Genomic DNA, 15310 nt, shown 5'->3' with positions numbered 1-15310 from the left:
CGGTTCTTCTCACAGAAATGATTTATTGCTTTTCAACCTCTACCAGCTTATCGCCGCTAAAGTACAAAACAATTTTATCATTATCTTTGAGGGATTGCACGGTTAATGTCGTGTCACCTTGGTGAATATACAAATTCGATGTCACAGCAAAACGATAATTGTCATCCTGAATCGTGGAACGATAGACCAGAATGTCGTTATTGATCGAGTCATACCGTTGGAATTTCCGTTCCAGCGAATTCAGCACCTTAATTAACAATGTCCCGTCCACATCCTTGCGCAGCTCAACATGATCGGAGGTTGTCAGCGTAGCTGTTCCTGAGGTTACCGAGGTTCCGCGAATTACTTTTACCCCATTCGCAATCGAGTGTACTTCCGGTGTGCCGGAGAAGGACTTCACAGTTACCGAAGAAGCATCAACCGCAGTAACCTTGCCAAGCGTCAGCTTCACCACTTGCAGGGAAGCAGCCGTACGGCCACTGAAGGTCACATTCACAGTCTGCCCTGCTTGCAGGCTGGATACTGTAATCGCAGCTCCGGCATCATTGAGCAAAGTAGCCTTATCTACATAGAAATTGTCGGTAACGCCATTACTTGACGCCTGAATCCGGCTATTGGATGTATTCACTGAAGAAATTTCGAATTGAACCGTCTTTTTTATGGCCAATGTTTGCAAGGTATCCTGGTTCGCGCTCAAAATCGCGGTTACCGGATCTCCCGCCTTCAAGTCGGCAATCGTAGCCGAGGTCTTGCCGTACAGTTCTATCGAAGGAGCTGTGCCTTGATAAGGTATTGCCACGGTCTTACCGCTTGGGAGCAGGATCGAAACCTTCTTGGCCGCTGTATCGGTCGATACATAAGTGCCTTCATACTTGTAAAACACCTGGATCTCAAGCACACGATCTCCGATATGAGTCACATTAATTTTTCTGCCTTTTGTAAGCAGCGATTCAACTCCGGTCAATGTCGGAGTGGTTGAATTGTATTCCGCCTTGGTCTTGTCATCCACGGTAAAGGCATGCACCTTATTCGCAGAGTCCACAACCATCAGCGCTTTATACTTCGGCTCATAATTGACGACAGACAAATCGGTAAGCAATTCAGTTTGACGGCCGGTCACAATAATTTTAGTGACTTGCTCGTCAGGGCTGATCGTTAATTCTACCTGATCCCCGCCCTTCACATCGGCAATCAGATCCCCCAGCGTCGCATCGGCGATACCGTTAATCACGACAACCGGCTTGGCAGCGAGTGCTTTGATTTCTGCCTTGCCTGCGGAATTCGTGAAGCTGAGAAGTGTGCTTCCTTCCACGGACAGCAGGGTCCCCTTTACGATGCGTTCCATTGCTTTCGTAACTTCCAGACGGGTAAATACGCTATTTTTCACCGTATAGGTTACAGCAGCACCGGCTTGAAGCTCGGCTGCTCCACCCAACAGTTGATTTTGATAAATAAGAATTGAAGTGTCGTCATAATTATAGGTTTCGATCGCACCCGTAGCATCGTCCTTGATGCGAATCGTCTTGTCCGAGACGTTGACCAGATCGACCGTGCCTGTACCGGACTTATTAACAACGCCAGATTTTACCTGGATGATCACGGGCTTCTTCGCCGACGTAAAGGTTTCTCTTTGCACGATAATCGTGCTATCTTCAGTCAAACTATCCACTGAAATGGCATTCCCGTTCTGATCCAGGAATGAAGTAGAGCTATCATAGGTATACTCAATAGAATTATTGTTGACCAACATGAGCAGGCGGTTGTCAGAAAGCTTCTTGAGCAGCGTGCCTTCTGTTTTCTCCAACTGCTGGCTGGCATCGCGAACCTCCACATAGGCTGCCGAACCAATTTTGTCTACAACTAATACTTTGGTATACAACTGAATCGCAGTTCGCGAGCTCTTGGCTTCGGAATCCTTTGTAAAATAGACGGAACGGTTATCCAGCGCAAAGCTCTTTAACTGTCCATTCGTAAACAAGGTCAGCTTCGAATCGGTCAATTCGGTAACAATGCCTTCATAGACATTGCTGTAGCCCGGAGTAACATACTCACTGCCGCGGCTTAAGAAGGTTGCGAGCTGGGCACGTGTTACTTTGCCTAACGGATCAAATCGGTTTCCTTCAACCCCTTTCGTCAGCTCAAGCTGCACGGCAACATTGACATACCCTCTGGCTGCTGGTGAAATGCTGGTATGGTCGGCAAAGCCGGTCGCAGCACTTCCAGCCGATTTAGCCTTGTCTTCTTGTCCCAAAGCCCGTACGAGCAGCTTGGCAACCCACTCTCGGGTAGCCGTCTTCGCCCCCCAGGACTCACTCGCTCCCGTCGTGCTAAGCTCCTCTGTCTTATCAATGAGTTTCTCGCTCAGAGCCAGCTCCAGATAAGGTTTAAAGTAGGCGTTAACCTTCATTTCTTCCGGTGCACCGCTGCCGCTGCCCAGCTTGCTCTCCAGGTTCATAAAGCGAACTGCCATCGTAATCGCTTCCTGTTGAGTAACACTGTCAGAAGGCCGGAACTTCCCGGCATCTCCTAAAATGATTCCTTCTGCAGCGAGCTTGTAAATATGCTTTTCCGCCCAGAAGCCGTCACTTACGTCGCTAAAAAGAAGTGCCGAGGCTGTCGAAGTTGTTACCGCCGTGCTCTGGGCTTCTTCAGCGAACACCGCCGCTCCTCCGCTGAGGCACATCGCCGTAACAAGCATGGTGGAAACTGCCCTCTTGGTGCTGCGTTTAAAAGTACGTTTATAAGATGACATTACATTCTCCCCTTTACAAATGTTCACTTACCATGTTTCGACAACCAAGGCCCATGTTCCTCTAAATCCTGATTATTTTCTTGTCATCGGATATTCAAGTTCTACATGCCCCATCAGACTCTCTGTCTGCTGACCATCCACGAGCAGCTCGATCGACTCGATCTCCTGGAACTGAAAAAGCGTGTTCTGCAAGGCCTCGACGGCCAACGCTTCCCCGCCGGCTCCAAGCCTGGCTTCATCAGGAAGAGTGATATCGACAGTCAGCATCCCTTCTGACAGCGTGGCCGAACGGAACTCAACCTTCCAGAGTGGAAGCAGCTCCGAATCCCCGCTGTCCTTTAATGTCTCGAGCGCTGCCATATACTTGTCCTCATCCTTGGCATAGCGAATGGTCTGCTCTTTTTCGGTCAGTTCATTTAATTGATCATCCGTATAATAGCTCTTAATGCTCAAAGTCTGTTGTTCAGGCGATTCCGTTCCAGTCTCGCCGCTCGTATTCTCAGCATTATTGCTGCCTTGATGATTAGTAGCCGGGCCAGCACCTTGTTCGACCTGTGGCTCCTCATTCCCTGACGTCTGAGCTGTTCCGGGCTTTTGACCGCATCCGGAAGCCAGTGCAAGCAATAACACCAGGCCGCAAATTCTCCAACTCATTCGGTTCATCTCTCATCCTCCTTCTGAAATCCGGATTATTGAAGTCCGAGATATTCCTTGATCCCTTTTACAATACCTGCTGCGACACGGTCTTGAAAATCCTCCGTATACAGTTTGGCATTGTCGCTCTTGTTGCTCAGATAACCGCATTCAAGCAGAACGGCGGGCATCTTTGTCTCTCTGGTGACATGCAGGCTCTTGGAACGAACCCCGCGGTCCGTGAGACCGGAGGAGGCTACGAGGTACTTATGCATGACCTTGGCCAGCGCCAGGCTTTCAGACCGGGTATAATACGTCTCTACGCCGCTTGCAGTTGCGCTGCCGGCATTGGCATGAATCGAAATAAACAAATCCGCATTTAAATCATTTGCAATTTTAACCCGATCGCTTAACGAAGGATAAGTATCGCTGCTGCGAGTCAATACAAAATCAATATTTGTTTCCTTCTTTAGCAGCTCTTGAACCTTCAGCGTCACGGCCAGATTGAAGTCCTTTTCTTTCTTGCCGGTAACACTGATCGCTCCCGGATCCTTCCCGCCATGGCCCGCGTCAATAACGACCAGCTTCTTGCCATTCGAGCCCGGGATTGATACTTCCTTATTCAAGTCAAGTATAATCAGGCCGTCGTTCTCATTAATGAGCTCACCCATTTTAACCACATTCATATCAAGGACAATCCGAACTGTGGACGGATTATTGTTGTACAGGGAATATCTAACCTTTGAGACTTCCGGATATTCCGTGATATCAATGAACCCGTTCTGTGTAGAATCCAGATGATATCCCGATGAGAACGTATCCGCAAATTTGGTGTTCGGCAGGTCAATGACAACACGCTGCGGGTTAGCCATGGTAAAGACATTAGGGGTTACATTTTGATCCACCGCGATCATAAGACGATTGTCGCTGAAGCTGATGCCTCCGACATTCGCCAGATTGTCAGTCTGACCGGGTTGAGTCCCCGAGTCTGTGTCCCCTGGCGGAGTCCCCGTATCGCCATCGCCGCCATCTCCCGGGCTTGTCTCGCCGCCATTCCCTCCTGCCGGAGTTACCAGGTATACCGTCTTCAGTTGATTATCCCAGCTTACAGAGAGCCCCATCTGTTCTCCCAAGAAGCGGAGCGGGACAATGACCGTATCGCTAACCAGCTTCGGAGCCACAGGCATCTGAATCTTTGTTCCGTTTACGAGCGCCGTGCTCTGATCCACGACAAGTTTCATTACTGTATCCTGCTGCTGTATAGTTACCGTTCGCGTCTTCTTCTCCCAATCGACGACATAACCAAGCTCTTCCACGACGACACGAATCGGAATCATAACCGATCCATTGATATTCTGAACCTGCCCGTTCTTGCTGAGCTCCAGCTTGTTACCATCCAGATAAATGCTGGTTCCCCCCGCAGCGGCCTGTCCAGTTTGAGGAAATAAAGCAAACCACATGACAAAAAACAATAATGCTGCTAATCCTTTTTTCATCCGTCACCCCTACCCTTTAGATATTTGCCTTATGATGACCGGACGAGATACCTGCTTCCAGGCATCACCAGACGACATAATAGACGCTTGGAACAGGCAAAAGTTGCGAAAAAATGCTAATTTATTGCCAAAAAAAGACCTCGGAGCGAGCCCCGAAGTCTTCATCTTCAAATAAATTATTTTGAGTATGGATGCTCAAGCTCCACATGTCCCATAAGAGTCTCCTCTGTCTTTCCATCCACCATAAGCTCAAGCTGCTTCACTTCATCAAACTGGAAGAAGGTCTGCAGCAAGGCATCGACAGCAAGCGCTTCTCCTCCCGCACCCAGTCTCGCTTCATCCGGCACTGTAATATCTATGGTCAGCAGTCCATCCTTAAGCTCTACTTGCCGCAAGATAATCTTGTTCCAAAGAGACAAGGTTCCCGGCTCCGCTGTCTGAAGTGCTGTGAAAGCTGCTTCATACTTGTCCGTCTCTGCAGGGTATGAGATCTCCCGCTCAACAGCTGTGAGCTTATCTAAATTATCATCGGTAAAGTAAACTTTAATCGTACTTGTCAGCATTTCCGGTTCCACACTTGAGTTCTCCGTATTCTCAGGGTCAACCGTCTCCACTGCGCCGCTTGCTCCTGAGGAGTCAGGCTCGGCAGCATCAGGGGCTGTAATCCCGGTATCCGTGTTATTGCCATTGCTCTCTCCTGGCGCTGATGCTTGGGGCTTATCGCCACAGCCGGCCAATCCAAGCATGAATACCAGCATCAGGATCATCCATCCCGTCTTCTTCATGTCAAAAACCCCCTATTTTTAGCTTGCGAAGACCCTATAATATTATAGACCAAGGTATTCCTTGATTCCAGCTACAATTCCCTCCGCAACTCTCTGTTGAAATTCATCTGTGTACATTAGCTTTTCATCATTGGAATTACTCAAATAGCCTACCTCCAGCAATACTGCTGGCATAGTCGTCTCACGGGTCACATGAAGACTCTTCTGTCTGACTTTGCGATCAGCGAGTCCAGTTGACGATACAAGATGCTTATGCATCACATCTGCCAAGGGAATGCTATCTTCTCGGGTATAGTACGTTTCAGAGCCAGTAATACTGCTCATTCCTTCAATACTGTTTCCATGAATAGATATAAATAGTGTTGCATTCAGATTATTTGCAAATTCGGCCCGCTCATTAAGCTCCAGATGGACATCGGTAGTGCGCGTCATCGCAAAATCAAATTCGGTTTCCTGTTTAAGGAGCTGTTCTACCTTGAGAGACACAGCCAGAGCGAACTCTTTTTCCAGCTTTCCAGTAATACTAACGGCTCCTGGTTTAATGCCGCCATGCCCTGCATCAATAACAACAAGAGGTTTGCCGGTACCTGTAACCGGATAACCAGACACAGCTGTCAAATCAACGGTAAACAGATCCGTTCCATCAATATTCATTTGATATTCAACCCGATGATTCAAGTCTACCACAATCCGAATCGTCGAAGTCCCCTGATCAAAGATCGAATAACGCACCTGTGATACATCCGGATAATCCGCTACTGCAAAGGCACCGTTATTGGATGCATCCAGAGGCAGCAAGGATGCGAAGCTATCCGAAAATGCAGCGTTCGGAATATCCACAACCAAACGTTCAGGACCACTCAGCAGGAAGACATTAGGCTTAACTCCCGGATCTGCAGAAACCTTTAGCCGATTATCGCTAAAGCTGATTCCGTATATGTATGACTTCCCTTGTTGCTCAGAAGAGCTATTGTCAGTCCCCGTAGTTGGCGGGACAACTTCAGAGGAGGTGTTCTCCGAAGAGTTGTTCGCTGGCGCCTCACTTCCCATGCCCGGTTGGACTTTACCGTCTGAGCCGTCGCTTGGTGTAGTCAGATAAGCCGATTTGGTCTGATTATCCCAGCTGACGGTCAGGCCTGTCTGTTCACCGACAAATCGGAGCGGAACCAATGTGACGCTATTTTGAATAATCGGAGGAGCTGTCAGCTTGACAGTTGTTCCATTCACAATTGCTTCACTGTGGTCTACCTTTAAATTCAACGTATTCGCACCTTGGACAATTGTAATCGTCTTGGCATTCTGATCCCACTCAACCTCATAACCCAAGCTCTCGACAATGACTCTTAGAGGGACGACCGTGCTGCCGTTAACAACCCCGGCTTTGGCCTGCTCGGGCTGCTCCAGCTCAACCCCGTCCAAAAAGATATGGGTGTCCCCCGATGCCGCATTCGACAGGCTCGGAAATGCGAGGAAACAAAATAGCAATGCGATCAGACATCCGATTTTTTTCATTCTGATATCCCTACCAATCTCGTAATTTACCGGACTTGGCCCCAAATAGAACCATGGCAATGAACCGACAACAACCTACAATAAACATTACTAATTGCTTCCATAATATCAGAAAATCTTCCTGACTGATAGACTTATATTTTCATAGAAGAACAAAAAAAGACAACCTCCGATAAGTGAAGCAAATATCGAACCTTCCAAGGCGGTGATAGCAAATGATGAAGGACTGTCCTCTTTGTCAGCTTAAGTTAATAGAACAGCAGCAGCTCGTCATTCGAAATGAACATTGCATCTTTCTTCAAACACCTCAAGAGGTATTGATCGGTTCAGGGTTGATTGTTCCTATTCAGCATCGTGAGACCGTGTTTGACTTAACTAAAGAGGAATGGTCTTCAACCTTTTCCCTATTACATAAAGTAAAGGCTCATTTGGACGAGAAGCATCAGCCTCAAGGGTACAACATCGGTTGGAACTGTCACCCTGTCAGAGGCCAGCACATTATGCACGCCCATTTGCATGTGATTCCTCGATTCAGTGATGAGCCTTATGCAGGCAAGGGAATTCGGCATTGGTTGAAAAGTTCGGACAACATGCGAAATATCCAGACACCGTAAAAAAAAGTGGGCTGCACGAATCTATGCAGTTTGGCGCGGTGCTGCACTGAGTGGCGCGGTGCTGCACTGAGTGGCGCGGTGCTGCACTAGACTTGGCGGAGTGACCGGAGCAAAATTAGTGCCAAGAGGCATTAAAATTGCAAATGCGAGTGTTGATGGGACGGACCCATGTAAGATGCAAGGATAGACTAAAAAAGCTGGGCGAGGAACAAGGTCATATCAGACCTTACATTCTCGCGCAGCTTTTTTTGGGGGCTTACTAGACAGCCGCCCCTTCTCTTACTTGTTACTTAGTTAGCAACCTGCTACACAGTTTAAGCAAATTTCTTCTGCTCGTATGCGGAGATCAGATCCTCGTGCTGAAGAGTCAAGCCGATGTCATCCAGCCCCTGGAGCAAGAACTGGCGGCGATGCTCGTCAAGGTCGAAATCCAGATCCAGACCGTAATCGTCGGTCAGCTTCTTATTTTCCAGATCGACGTGCAACTGATAGCCTTCATGTGCAGCCGTACGCTGGAACAGCTCCTCCACCTGCTCTTCGGATAACTTAATCGGCAGAATTCCGTTCTTGAAGCAGTTGTTGTAGAAAATATCAGCGAACGACGGCGCAATTACTGAGCGGAAGCCATAGTCCAGAATCGCCCAAGGAGCGTGCTCACGGGAAGAGCCGCAGCCGAAGTTCACGCGGGAGATCAGAACGGATGCTCCTTCATAACGCGGCTTATTCAGCTCGAATTCCGGATTGACATTCCCCTCGGTATCAAAACGCCACTCATAGAACAGGAATTGCCCAAAGCCTGTGCGTTCGATCCGCTTCAAAAACTGTTTAGGTATAATAGCGTCAGTGTCCACGTTAACCCGGTCAACCGGACCGACGATGCCCGTCATTTTTTTAAATGCTTCCATAGTCCTTCTTCCTCTCTTTCGCTTAGCTTACGACTTCGCTCTTGATATTCCATTCGCGCACATCCACGAACCGTCCCTTGATCGCAGCCGCCGCAGCCATAGCCGGGGAGACGAGATGCGTTCTGCCGCCGCGTCCCTGGCGACCCTCGAAGTTCCGGTTGGAGGTTGACGCACAGCGTTGTCCAGGTTGGAGAACATCGGGATTCATCGCCAGACACATACTGCATCCTGCTTCACGCCATTCAAAGCCTGCTTCCTTAAATACTTGATCCAGACCTTCCTTCTCTGCCTGAATCTTGACGCGGCCAGAGCCGGGAACGACAATTGCCGTTACTTTATCCGATACCTTGTAGCCCTTGGCAACTGCCGCAGCTGCACGCAGATCCTCGATCCGGCCGTTGGTGCAAGAACCGATAAATACATAATCGATCTCAATATTCGTCATCGGTGTTCCAGGCTCAAGCCCCATATATTCAAGTGCTTTCTCTGCAGCTTTACGTTCATTATCACTAGTAAAATCAGAAGGATTCGGCACGCGGTCCGTAATGCTTGTGCCCATGCCCGGGCTGGTTCCCCAGGTAACCTGCGGAATCAGAGAATCTACATCAAACAAGACTACACGGTCATACTCCGCACCTTCATCTGTCGTCAGCTGCTTCCACTGTTCAACAGCCTGTTCAAAGCTGTCTCCTTGAGGAACATGCTGCCGTCCGCGCAAATAATTAAAGGTCGTCTCGTCAGGCGCGATCAATCCTGCTCTTGCGCCGCCTTCGATCGACATGTTGCACACGGTCATGCGTTCTTCCATGGACAGCTCGGTGATCGCTTCACCGGTATACTCGATAACATATCCGGTAGCAAAGTCTGTACCATACTGTGCAATGACACCCAGAATCATATCCTTCGCAGTTACTCCAGGCTTACGCTTACCGACGAATCTCACTTCCAGTGTCTTGGCTTTCGCTTGCTGCAGACATTGCGTGGCAAGCACATGTTCAACCTCACTCGTTCCGATTCCGAAGGCCAGTGCGCCAAATGCGCCATGCGTGGAAGTATGGCTGTCTCCGCATACGATGGTCTTGCCCGGATGGGTCAAACCAAGCTCGGGCCCCATAACGTGAACTACGCCTTGGTCAATCGTATCGAGATCGTAAAGGGTTACGCCAAAATCCCGGCAGTTCTGCGACAAGGTGTCGATCTGCTGCTTGGAGATCGGATCTGAAATGTTGAAGCGGTCTTTGGTAGGAACGTTGTGGTCCATGGTCGCAAAGGTCAGCTCAGGACGGCGCACCTTGCGCCCGCTCAGGCGAAGTCCCTCAAAGGCTTGAGGAGATGTGACCTCGTGAACGAGATGCAAATCGATATACAAAATGCTCGGCTTGCCTTCCTCTTGATAGATTACGTGATTGTCCCAGATTTTTTCATACATCGTCTTTTTAGTAGTCATATCATTCACCCCATACCGAAATTATCGGACATTGCTTATTGGAATAAATATATCACGCCTCATGTCATAGTTCCAAGATATAATAACTATAGCTTTGATAGGATTGCCCTATAAGAGGCGGTTCAGGGCATCATCAAGGAACTGGCAGTATACCGTGACAGATTGGGTAGCTCAGGATTCTCCACGAGCCATACAAGAAATGTATGGCGAAAATAAGAACGTATTAAAGAATGTGCTTCCAATCACAAAACCTCTGTGAAAAAAATCATATGCTCATTTCAGAATTCCAATGCGTTAAGAGGTGCTGCGAACGATGAAGAAATACGCGAAGCCCGCTTTCTTAATTATATCTTGCATGATTGTTGTTTTCGCCGTTTGGAATTCCTCATCCCCCATTGAGCAGGAATCAACGGCTGAGGAGCCGGAGATTCAGCACATGAATCAGCCGCCGGTCGAACCGGTGATTCAACGCGAAGGCAATATCGTCAATATTGAAATGACCGCCCAGGTCACGGATGTGGAAATATCGGAAGGCGTATTCTACAATGCCTGGACCTTTAACGGAACCGTGCCCGGTCCCGTCATCCGGGTGAAAGAAGGCGATACGCTCAACTTTACATTGAAAAACATGGACCCGGACATGCCGCACTCCATGGATTTTCACGCCGTCCATGCCGCGCCGAGCAAAAAGTTTATCGACGTTATGCCGACAGAACAGGGCACCTTCACCTATCCGGCATCAACGCCCGGCGTATTTATGTATCATTGCGGCACGAGTCCTATTCTACTGCATGTATCCAACGGGATGTACGGCACAATTATCGTAGAGCCCAGCAACGGATACCCCTCTGATTCTCTAGTGGACCGGGAATATACCATCGTCCAGAGCGAATGGTACAGAGAACACGACGAGGATGCCTTTCTTGATGAAAATCCCGAATATGTCGTATTCAACGGTGACGATTTTACTTTGAAGGAACATCCGCTGCTCGCTAAAGTCGGAGATACGGTTCGTCTTTATGTTACGAATGTCGGGCCGAACGAAGTCTCTTCCTTCCATGTTGTCGGCACGACAATGGATCAGGTATACCTTGACGGGAATCCGAAAAACGTACTTTACGGCATGCAAACCGTCCTGATCCCTTCCGGCGGAGCGGCAGTCGTTGAGGTCACCTTGACCGAAGAAGGAGATTATCCGATTTTGACGCATCAGCTCAACGACGCTTCCAAGGGTGCAACCGCCATTTTAAGGGTAACAAAAGACGGCAAAGACAATCACGAGCCGGCCATGAATCATTAACTCAAAATAGAGGTGAGTTCAAATGGATAAGCAAAATGCCAAAATTGTTGAACTGGATGTAAGAGAACAGCTTCGCAACAAGCTGGAGCCCTTTCAGCTTATTATGGATACCGTGAAAACACTCGGTCAGGATGATATTTTCGTGCTGCACGCTACCTTTAAGCCAACACCGCTGCTCGGCTTTCTGAAGATGAAGGGATATGTCTCCAAATGTGTACAGCAAGATAAAGAACACTGGATCACTACATTTGTTAACAAAAAGAACAAGCAGTGGCTGGAGGATTCTGATGATGGCACCGGCGCAAAGTCTGCGTCATCGAATCAGGAACAAAGCCGGAGCGCTTCAGATAGCGACGGTCCGAAAGTGATCGAGCTGGACAACCGCGGTCTGGAGCCGCCGCAGCCGATGGTACGCACGCTTGCCGCGCTTGGCCGCTCCCGTCCGGGAGATGTGGTTAAAATTCACAATGACCGTGTACCGGTATTTTTAATTGAAGAACTGAACACCTTGGGATGCTCCTTTACCGTGGAGGATCAGCCGGACGGATCGGCAAAAGTAACCATTACTAAAGCTTAGGGGGAAATTGCCGTGAATGCTTCTATATCCCGTCTCCCCTTCTTATTCATATTGACCGGAATCTTTGGCTTCATCCTGTTTCATGTTACATCGATCATGTCGCTAACCGGCTGGATTGGCGAGGGAATTCGCGGACCGACTGGATGGTTCCATGTTCATCTGTTTGTGCTTGGATGGGCGACGATGCTGGCCATGGGGGCGATTTATCAGCTGATCAATGTGATCCTGCAGTCGAAGATCTACAGCGAGCGGCTTGGCTACGCCCACTATTTCCTGTTTACATTCGGGCTGTTCGGCCTCCTGTTTGGCTTCATTCAAGGGGAAATCGCATGGATCGCCGGGTTTGCCACTCTCGCCTTTGTTGGCATCGTTGCCTTTGTGTGGAATATGGCGATGACGCTGCTGCGTGCGGGCAAATGGGATCCCATTACGATCAGCACTGCGTGCGCCGTGTTCTATCTGTTGCTGACCGGGATTAGCGGCATGTCCATGGGCATTGACTTCGGCACCGGATTTTTGGGCGAGGCGCATGAAAATTTTTTCCGGGCTCATATCTTCCTCGGAACCCTGGGATGGTTCGGCTTGCTGATTACCGGATTCAGTTACAAATTGCTGCCCATGTTTTATCTGTCCCATGATTATGATACGCGTCTGCAGTATGTCACCTTGATCTTGTGGAATGCCGGCGTGCTTACTGGAGCGGTCTCTCTTCTGTTCGGCACGAGTCTATGGGTAACCTGCGGCGCCCTCGCGCTCATCGTGCTCGCACTGATCAGCTACAATATTCATCTCCTGCAAATCCGCAGCAAGCGGCATAAGCGAACGCCCGGTGCAGGCATTGCCTGGACCATCTATGGAAATCAATTGTTCGCTGTATTTGCCCTGGCCCTGCTGATCAAATTGCTCGGATCGCCGGAGCAGCTGATGACGACCAAAATGATGCTGATGATCGGCTGGTTTTATTTGAACTGCTGGGTGTCCTTCATGGTCCTGTGCTATGCTTCCAAAATCGTGCCGTTCCTGTGGTGGACCCATAAATATGGAAAATCGGTCGGCAAACCGGGAACTCCGGTCATGGCCGATCTCTTGAACGACCAGAAGGCAAATCTGGGTTTGATGCTGATTGCCTGCTCGAATCTGGCCGTGCTTGCCGGAATCGCATTGGATTCGCCGGTTATGATCGCGGTCTGCGGCACGATTTTCTCGCTGGTGTCGCTAGCGTATATATCGTTAATTGCCCTTGTCTTTTCTAGATAATCGTTAATCCTAATGGAGGTTGATTTACATGGATCGTACACAGTTTATTCGTGAGTTGCTGAAGGATGTTTATGACCCTGAGCTTGGCGTAAACATCGTCGATCTGGGACTCGTATTCGATATCCGGGATCAAGGAGATTCTGTCTATGTCCAAATGACCCTGACGACGCCAGGCTGCCCGATGCACGACACCATTGTCGGCGGCGTACGGCGTGTGCTGGAGGATAGCCTCGGTATTTCCGAGGTGGAGGTGGAGCTCGTCTGGGAGCCGCGCTGGTCCCCGCATATGATGTCCGAGGACGCCAAGCGTGAACTGGGCTTCTAAATCAGATCCTACAAAAAAGCGTAAGTGCCAAGGGCTTGATGCCCTTGGCACTTACGCTCTATTTAACTTATAAGTTGAATTAAAAATCTACATAGAAAGGGCATAAGTGTGAAGTATTTTGAAGAAGCGTAAGCGTTCGCCTTTGTAAGCGGATTTCTACCCTATAATAGCTTATTTCAGTCAGAGAAATCCGCGAGCAACAGCGATCGTAAGAATACTTCACACGTTGCCTCAAACGTAAAATTATTAGTTCAACTTATACAACCGATTTACTTCACAATCAGCTTGCCTGTCATGTTTTCATGATTTTTCCCGCAGGAAATGTTGCAGGAAAAATCGAATTCCCCCGCTTTATCCGCTACAAAGGTGATGGTCTTTCCGCCACGGACTTCCTTGTTGTAGCCCTCGATCTTTAGGGAATGCATCCCCTGCTCATTTTTGAGTGTGATCTTGACGGTATCGCCCTGCTTTACTTTAATTTCCTGTATATCGTAACCGCTGCTTCGGGCATGGACGGTAAATTCTTTAATCGGACCTCCGCTCAGGCTGACGCCTGCGGCAGGTTCCTCGATTTTTCCGCATGCGGATAACATCAGTACTGCGGCCAATGCAAGGCACCACATCCATGTGCTTCTCAGCTGCGCCATAAGCCTGCTCCTCCTTCTGTGACTGTAATACATTTATTCTAGAATGAGGAGGAATCAGGCATCGTGATTCCAGTCACAAAGGTAAAGAGCCGTTATCTATGGCTTCCATTTATGTCCGCAATCCCTGCAGCGGTTCACTCTCGGCATCATAAAGCTGAACATTGAAATAACAATGACGATAAAACCGGCAATGAGGAGCGGCCAGTAAATCATCAATCCTATCCACAGCAGAACTCCGCCCAATCCGAAAAATAACAGGAAATAGAATATTTTGCCCCGAGTAATTACATTCTTAGATTTACAGGAAGGGCATGTCTGCCAAGCATCAACCATTCTCTTCTCTCCTCAAGCCTATAACTGGATATATTTCGCATAAACTTATTAGTTCTTAGTATAAATACCCATGATATGGTTTTTCGGGATAGGCCCGATCACCCGGCTGTCACTGCTATGATTGCGGTTATCGCCCAGGACGAAAATGTGGTCCTCCGGAATCTCCCAGGTCTGATCCACACCCGTATCTACCATCTGTTCCTTAATATACGGCTCGACGAGCTGTTCTCCATTACGATATACGGTCCCGTCCTTGATCTCAATCCGGTCACCCTCAAGGCCAATCACACGCTTGACGTAAAAGATCTCATTCTCCGAGGTTCCCGATATAATCCGGATCAGCGGATGCTCCTTCAGATCATCCAACAGTGTCCGATTGCGGTCCACCCGGCTGTCAATGATAACCACGTCTTCGTAGTCAGGCAACTGATCCAGTGTATGGCGGATCTTCCATGCATATATGCGCTGATTATCATTTAACGTCGGCTCCATGGAATGTCCATCTACTTTGTAAGGTTGAATAACAAAAATCCCGATGATGAGACTGAGCAGGAAGCCAATTCCAACGGCTACTCCCCAGCCCTGAATTTCTTTCCATATTTTCATTAAAACAATTCCCTCCATATAAAGCTTATGTCTTAACCGCCCAATTCTTCTAGCCGCATACATCTATTATACATAGAACAAGCAGTCAATCACAAACATGTTCTGTCCGGCTCTAATTCAT

At 48.7% G+C, this 15310-nt stretch carries 15 protein-coding genes; 5 read left to right on the top strand and 10 right to left on the bottom strand.

Annotated features, from left to right (window positions below; all coding sequences use genetic code 11):
- Positions 1-22: 22 nt before the first annotated feature.
- The 5 genes from KI362_RS21575 to KI362_RS21555 form a co-directional block, all read right to left on the bottom strand.
- On the bottom strand, positions 23-2752 hold the full coding sequence (locus KI362_RS21575) for an S-layer homology domain-containing protein (protein ID WP_301630383.1): 2730 nt from the start codon (positions 2750-2752) through the stop codon (positions 23-25).
- 72 nt (positions 2753-2824) lie between these two features.
- Complete coding sequence (locus KI362_RS21570) at positions 2825-3415, bottom strand: GerMN domain-containing protein (RefSeq protein WP_301630381.1); 591 nt, start codon at positions 3413-3415, stop codon at positions 2825-2827.
- Positions 3416-3441: 26 nt separating this feature from the next.
- Positions 3442-4881, bottom strand: coding sequence for an N-acetylmuramoyl-L-alanine amidase family protein (locus KI362_RS21565; RefSeq protein ID WP_212939085.1), 1440 nt, complete (start codon positions 4879-4881; stop codon positions 3442-3444).
- Positions 4882-5057: 176 nt separating this feature from the next.
- The gene (locus tag KI362_RS21560) at positions 5058-5666 is read right to left on the bottom strand and encodes a GerMN domain-containing protein (RefSeq protein ID WP_212939086.1); all 609 of its coding nucleotides are present in this window, start codon (positions 5664-5666) and stop codon (positions 5058-5060) included.
- A 42-nt stretch (positions 5667-5708) separates the two neighbouring features.
- A complete protein-coding gene (locus tag KI362_RS21555) occupies positions 5709-7178 on the bottom strand; it encodes an N-acetylmuramoyl-L-alanine amidase family protein (RefSeq protein WP_301630378.1) in 1470 nt (489 codons plus the stop codon).
- Between the two features lie 218 nt (positions 7179-7396).
- Here KI362_RS21555 and KI362_RS21550 point away from each other — a divergent pair, with 218 nt between their 5' ends.
- Positions 7397-7792, top strand: coding sequence for an HIT family protein (locus KI362_RS21550; protein WP_301630466.1), 396 nt, complete (start codon positions 7397-7399; stop codon positions 7790-7792).
- 314 nt (positions 7793-8106) lie between these two features.
- On the opposite strand, the gene leuD is transcribed toward KI362_RS21550, so the two are convergent.
- Together leuD and leuC are read right to left on the bottom strand one after the other, a co-directional pair.
- Positions 8107-8697, bottom strand: a complete 591-nt coding sequence (gene leuD / locus KI362_RS21545) for a 3-isopropylmalate dehydratase small subunit (RefSeq protein ID WP_301630375.1) — start codon at positions 8695-8697, stop codon at positions 8107-8109.
- 22 nt (positions 8698-8719) lie between these two features.
- The gene (gene leuC, locus KI362_RS21540; protein WP_301630373.1) at positions 8720-10144 is read right to left on the bottom strand and encodes a 3-isopropylmalate dehydratase large subunit; all 1425 of its coding nucleotides are present in this window, start codon (positions 10142-10144) and stop codon (positions 8720-8722) included.
- Positions 10145-10499: 355 nt separating this feature from the next.
- Between leuC and KI362_RS21535 the strand changes: the two genes are divergently transcribed.
- Genes KI362_RS21535 through KI362_RS21520 form a run of 4 tightly spaced genes read left to right on the top strand, consistent with a single transcriptional unit; the run spans position 10500 to position 13603 of the window.
- Positions 10500-11444 (top strand): multicopper oxidase domain-containing protein, encoded by a 945-nt coding sequence (locus KI362_RS21535; RefSeq protein WP_301630371.1) that lies wholly within the window; start codon positions 10500-10502, stop codon positions 11442-11444.
- Positions 11445-11466: 22 nt separating this feature from the next.
- Positions 11467-12021 (top strand): DUF2249 domain-containing protein, encoded by a 555-nt coding sequence (locus KI362_RS21530; protein ID WP_301630369.1) that lies wholly within the window; start codon positions 11467-11469, stop codon positions 12019-12021.
- A 12-nt stretch (positions 12022-12033) separates the two neighbouring features.
- The gene (locus KI362_RS21525; protein WP_301630368.1) at positions 12034-13278 is read left to right on the top strand and encodes a hypothetical protein; all 1245 of its coding nucleotides are present in this window, start codon (positions 12034-12036) and stop codon (positions 13276-13278) included.
- A gap of 28 nt (positions 13279-13306) precedes the next feature.
- The gene (locus tag KI362_RS21520; protein WP_301630366.1) at positions 13307-13603 is read left to right on the top strand and encodes a metal-sulfur cluster assembly factor; all 297 of its coding nucleotides are present in this window, start codon (positions 13307-13309) and stop codon (positions 13601-13603) included.
- A gap of 269 nt (positions 13604-13872) precedes the next feature.
- Here the strand turns inward: KI362_RS21520 and KI362_RS21515 are convergent, their stop codons facing one another.
- The 3 genes from KI362_RS21515 to lepB form a co-directional block, all read right to left on the bottom strand.
- Positions 13873-14250, bottom strand: coding sequence for a cupredoxin domain-containing protein (locus KI362_RS21515; RefSeq protein ID WP_301630364.1), 378 nt, complete (start codon positions 14248-14250; stop codon positions 13873-13875).
- 96 nt (positions 14251-14346) lie between these two features.
- Positions 14347-14583 carry a hypothetical protein gene (locus KI362_RS21510; RefSeq protein WP_301630362.1) on the bottom strand — a complete coding sequence of 79 codons (237 nt, stop codon included), beginning with the start codon at positions 14581-14583 and terminating at the stop codon, positions 14347-14349.
- Between the two features lie 48 nt (positions 14584-14631).
- Positions 14632-15189 carry a signal peptidase I gene (gene lepB, locus KI362_RS21505; RefSeq protein WP_301630360.1) on the bottom strand — a complete coding sequence of 186 codons (558 nt, stop codon included), beginning with the start codon at positions 15187-15189 and terminating at the stop codon, positions 14632-14634.
- Positions 15190-15310: the final 121 nt, after the last annotated feature.

This window comes from Paenibacillus apis, assembly GCF_018333295.1.
GTDB classification, from domain to species: Bacteria; Bacillota; Bacilli; order Paenibacillales; family Paenibacillaceae; genus Fontibacillus; species Fontibacillus antibioticophila.
This window is presented reverse-complemented; position numbering and strand designations above follow the sequence as displayed.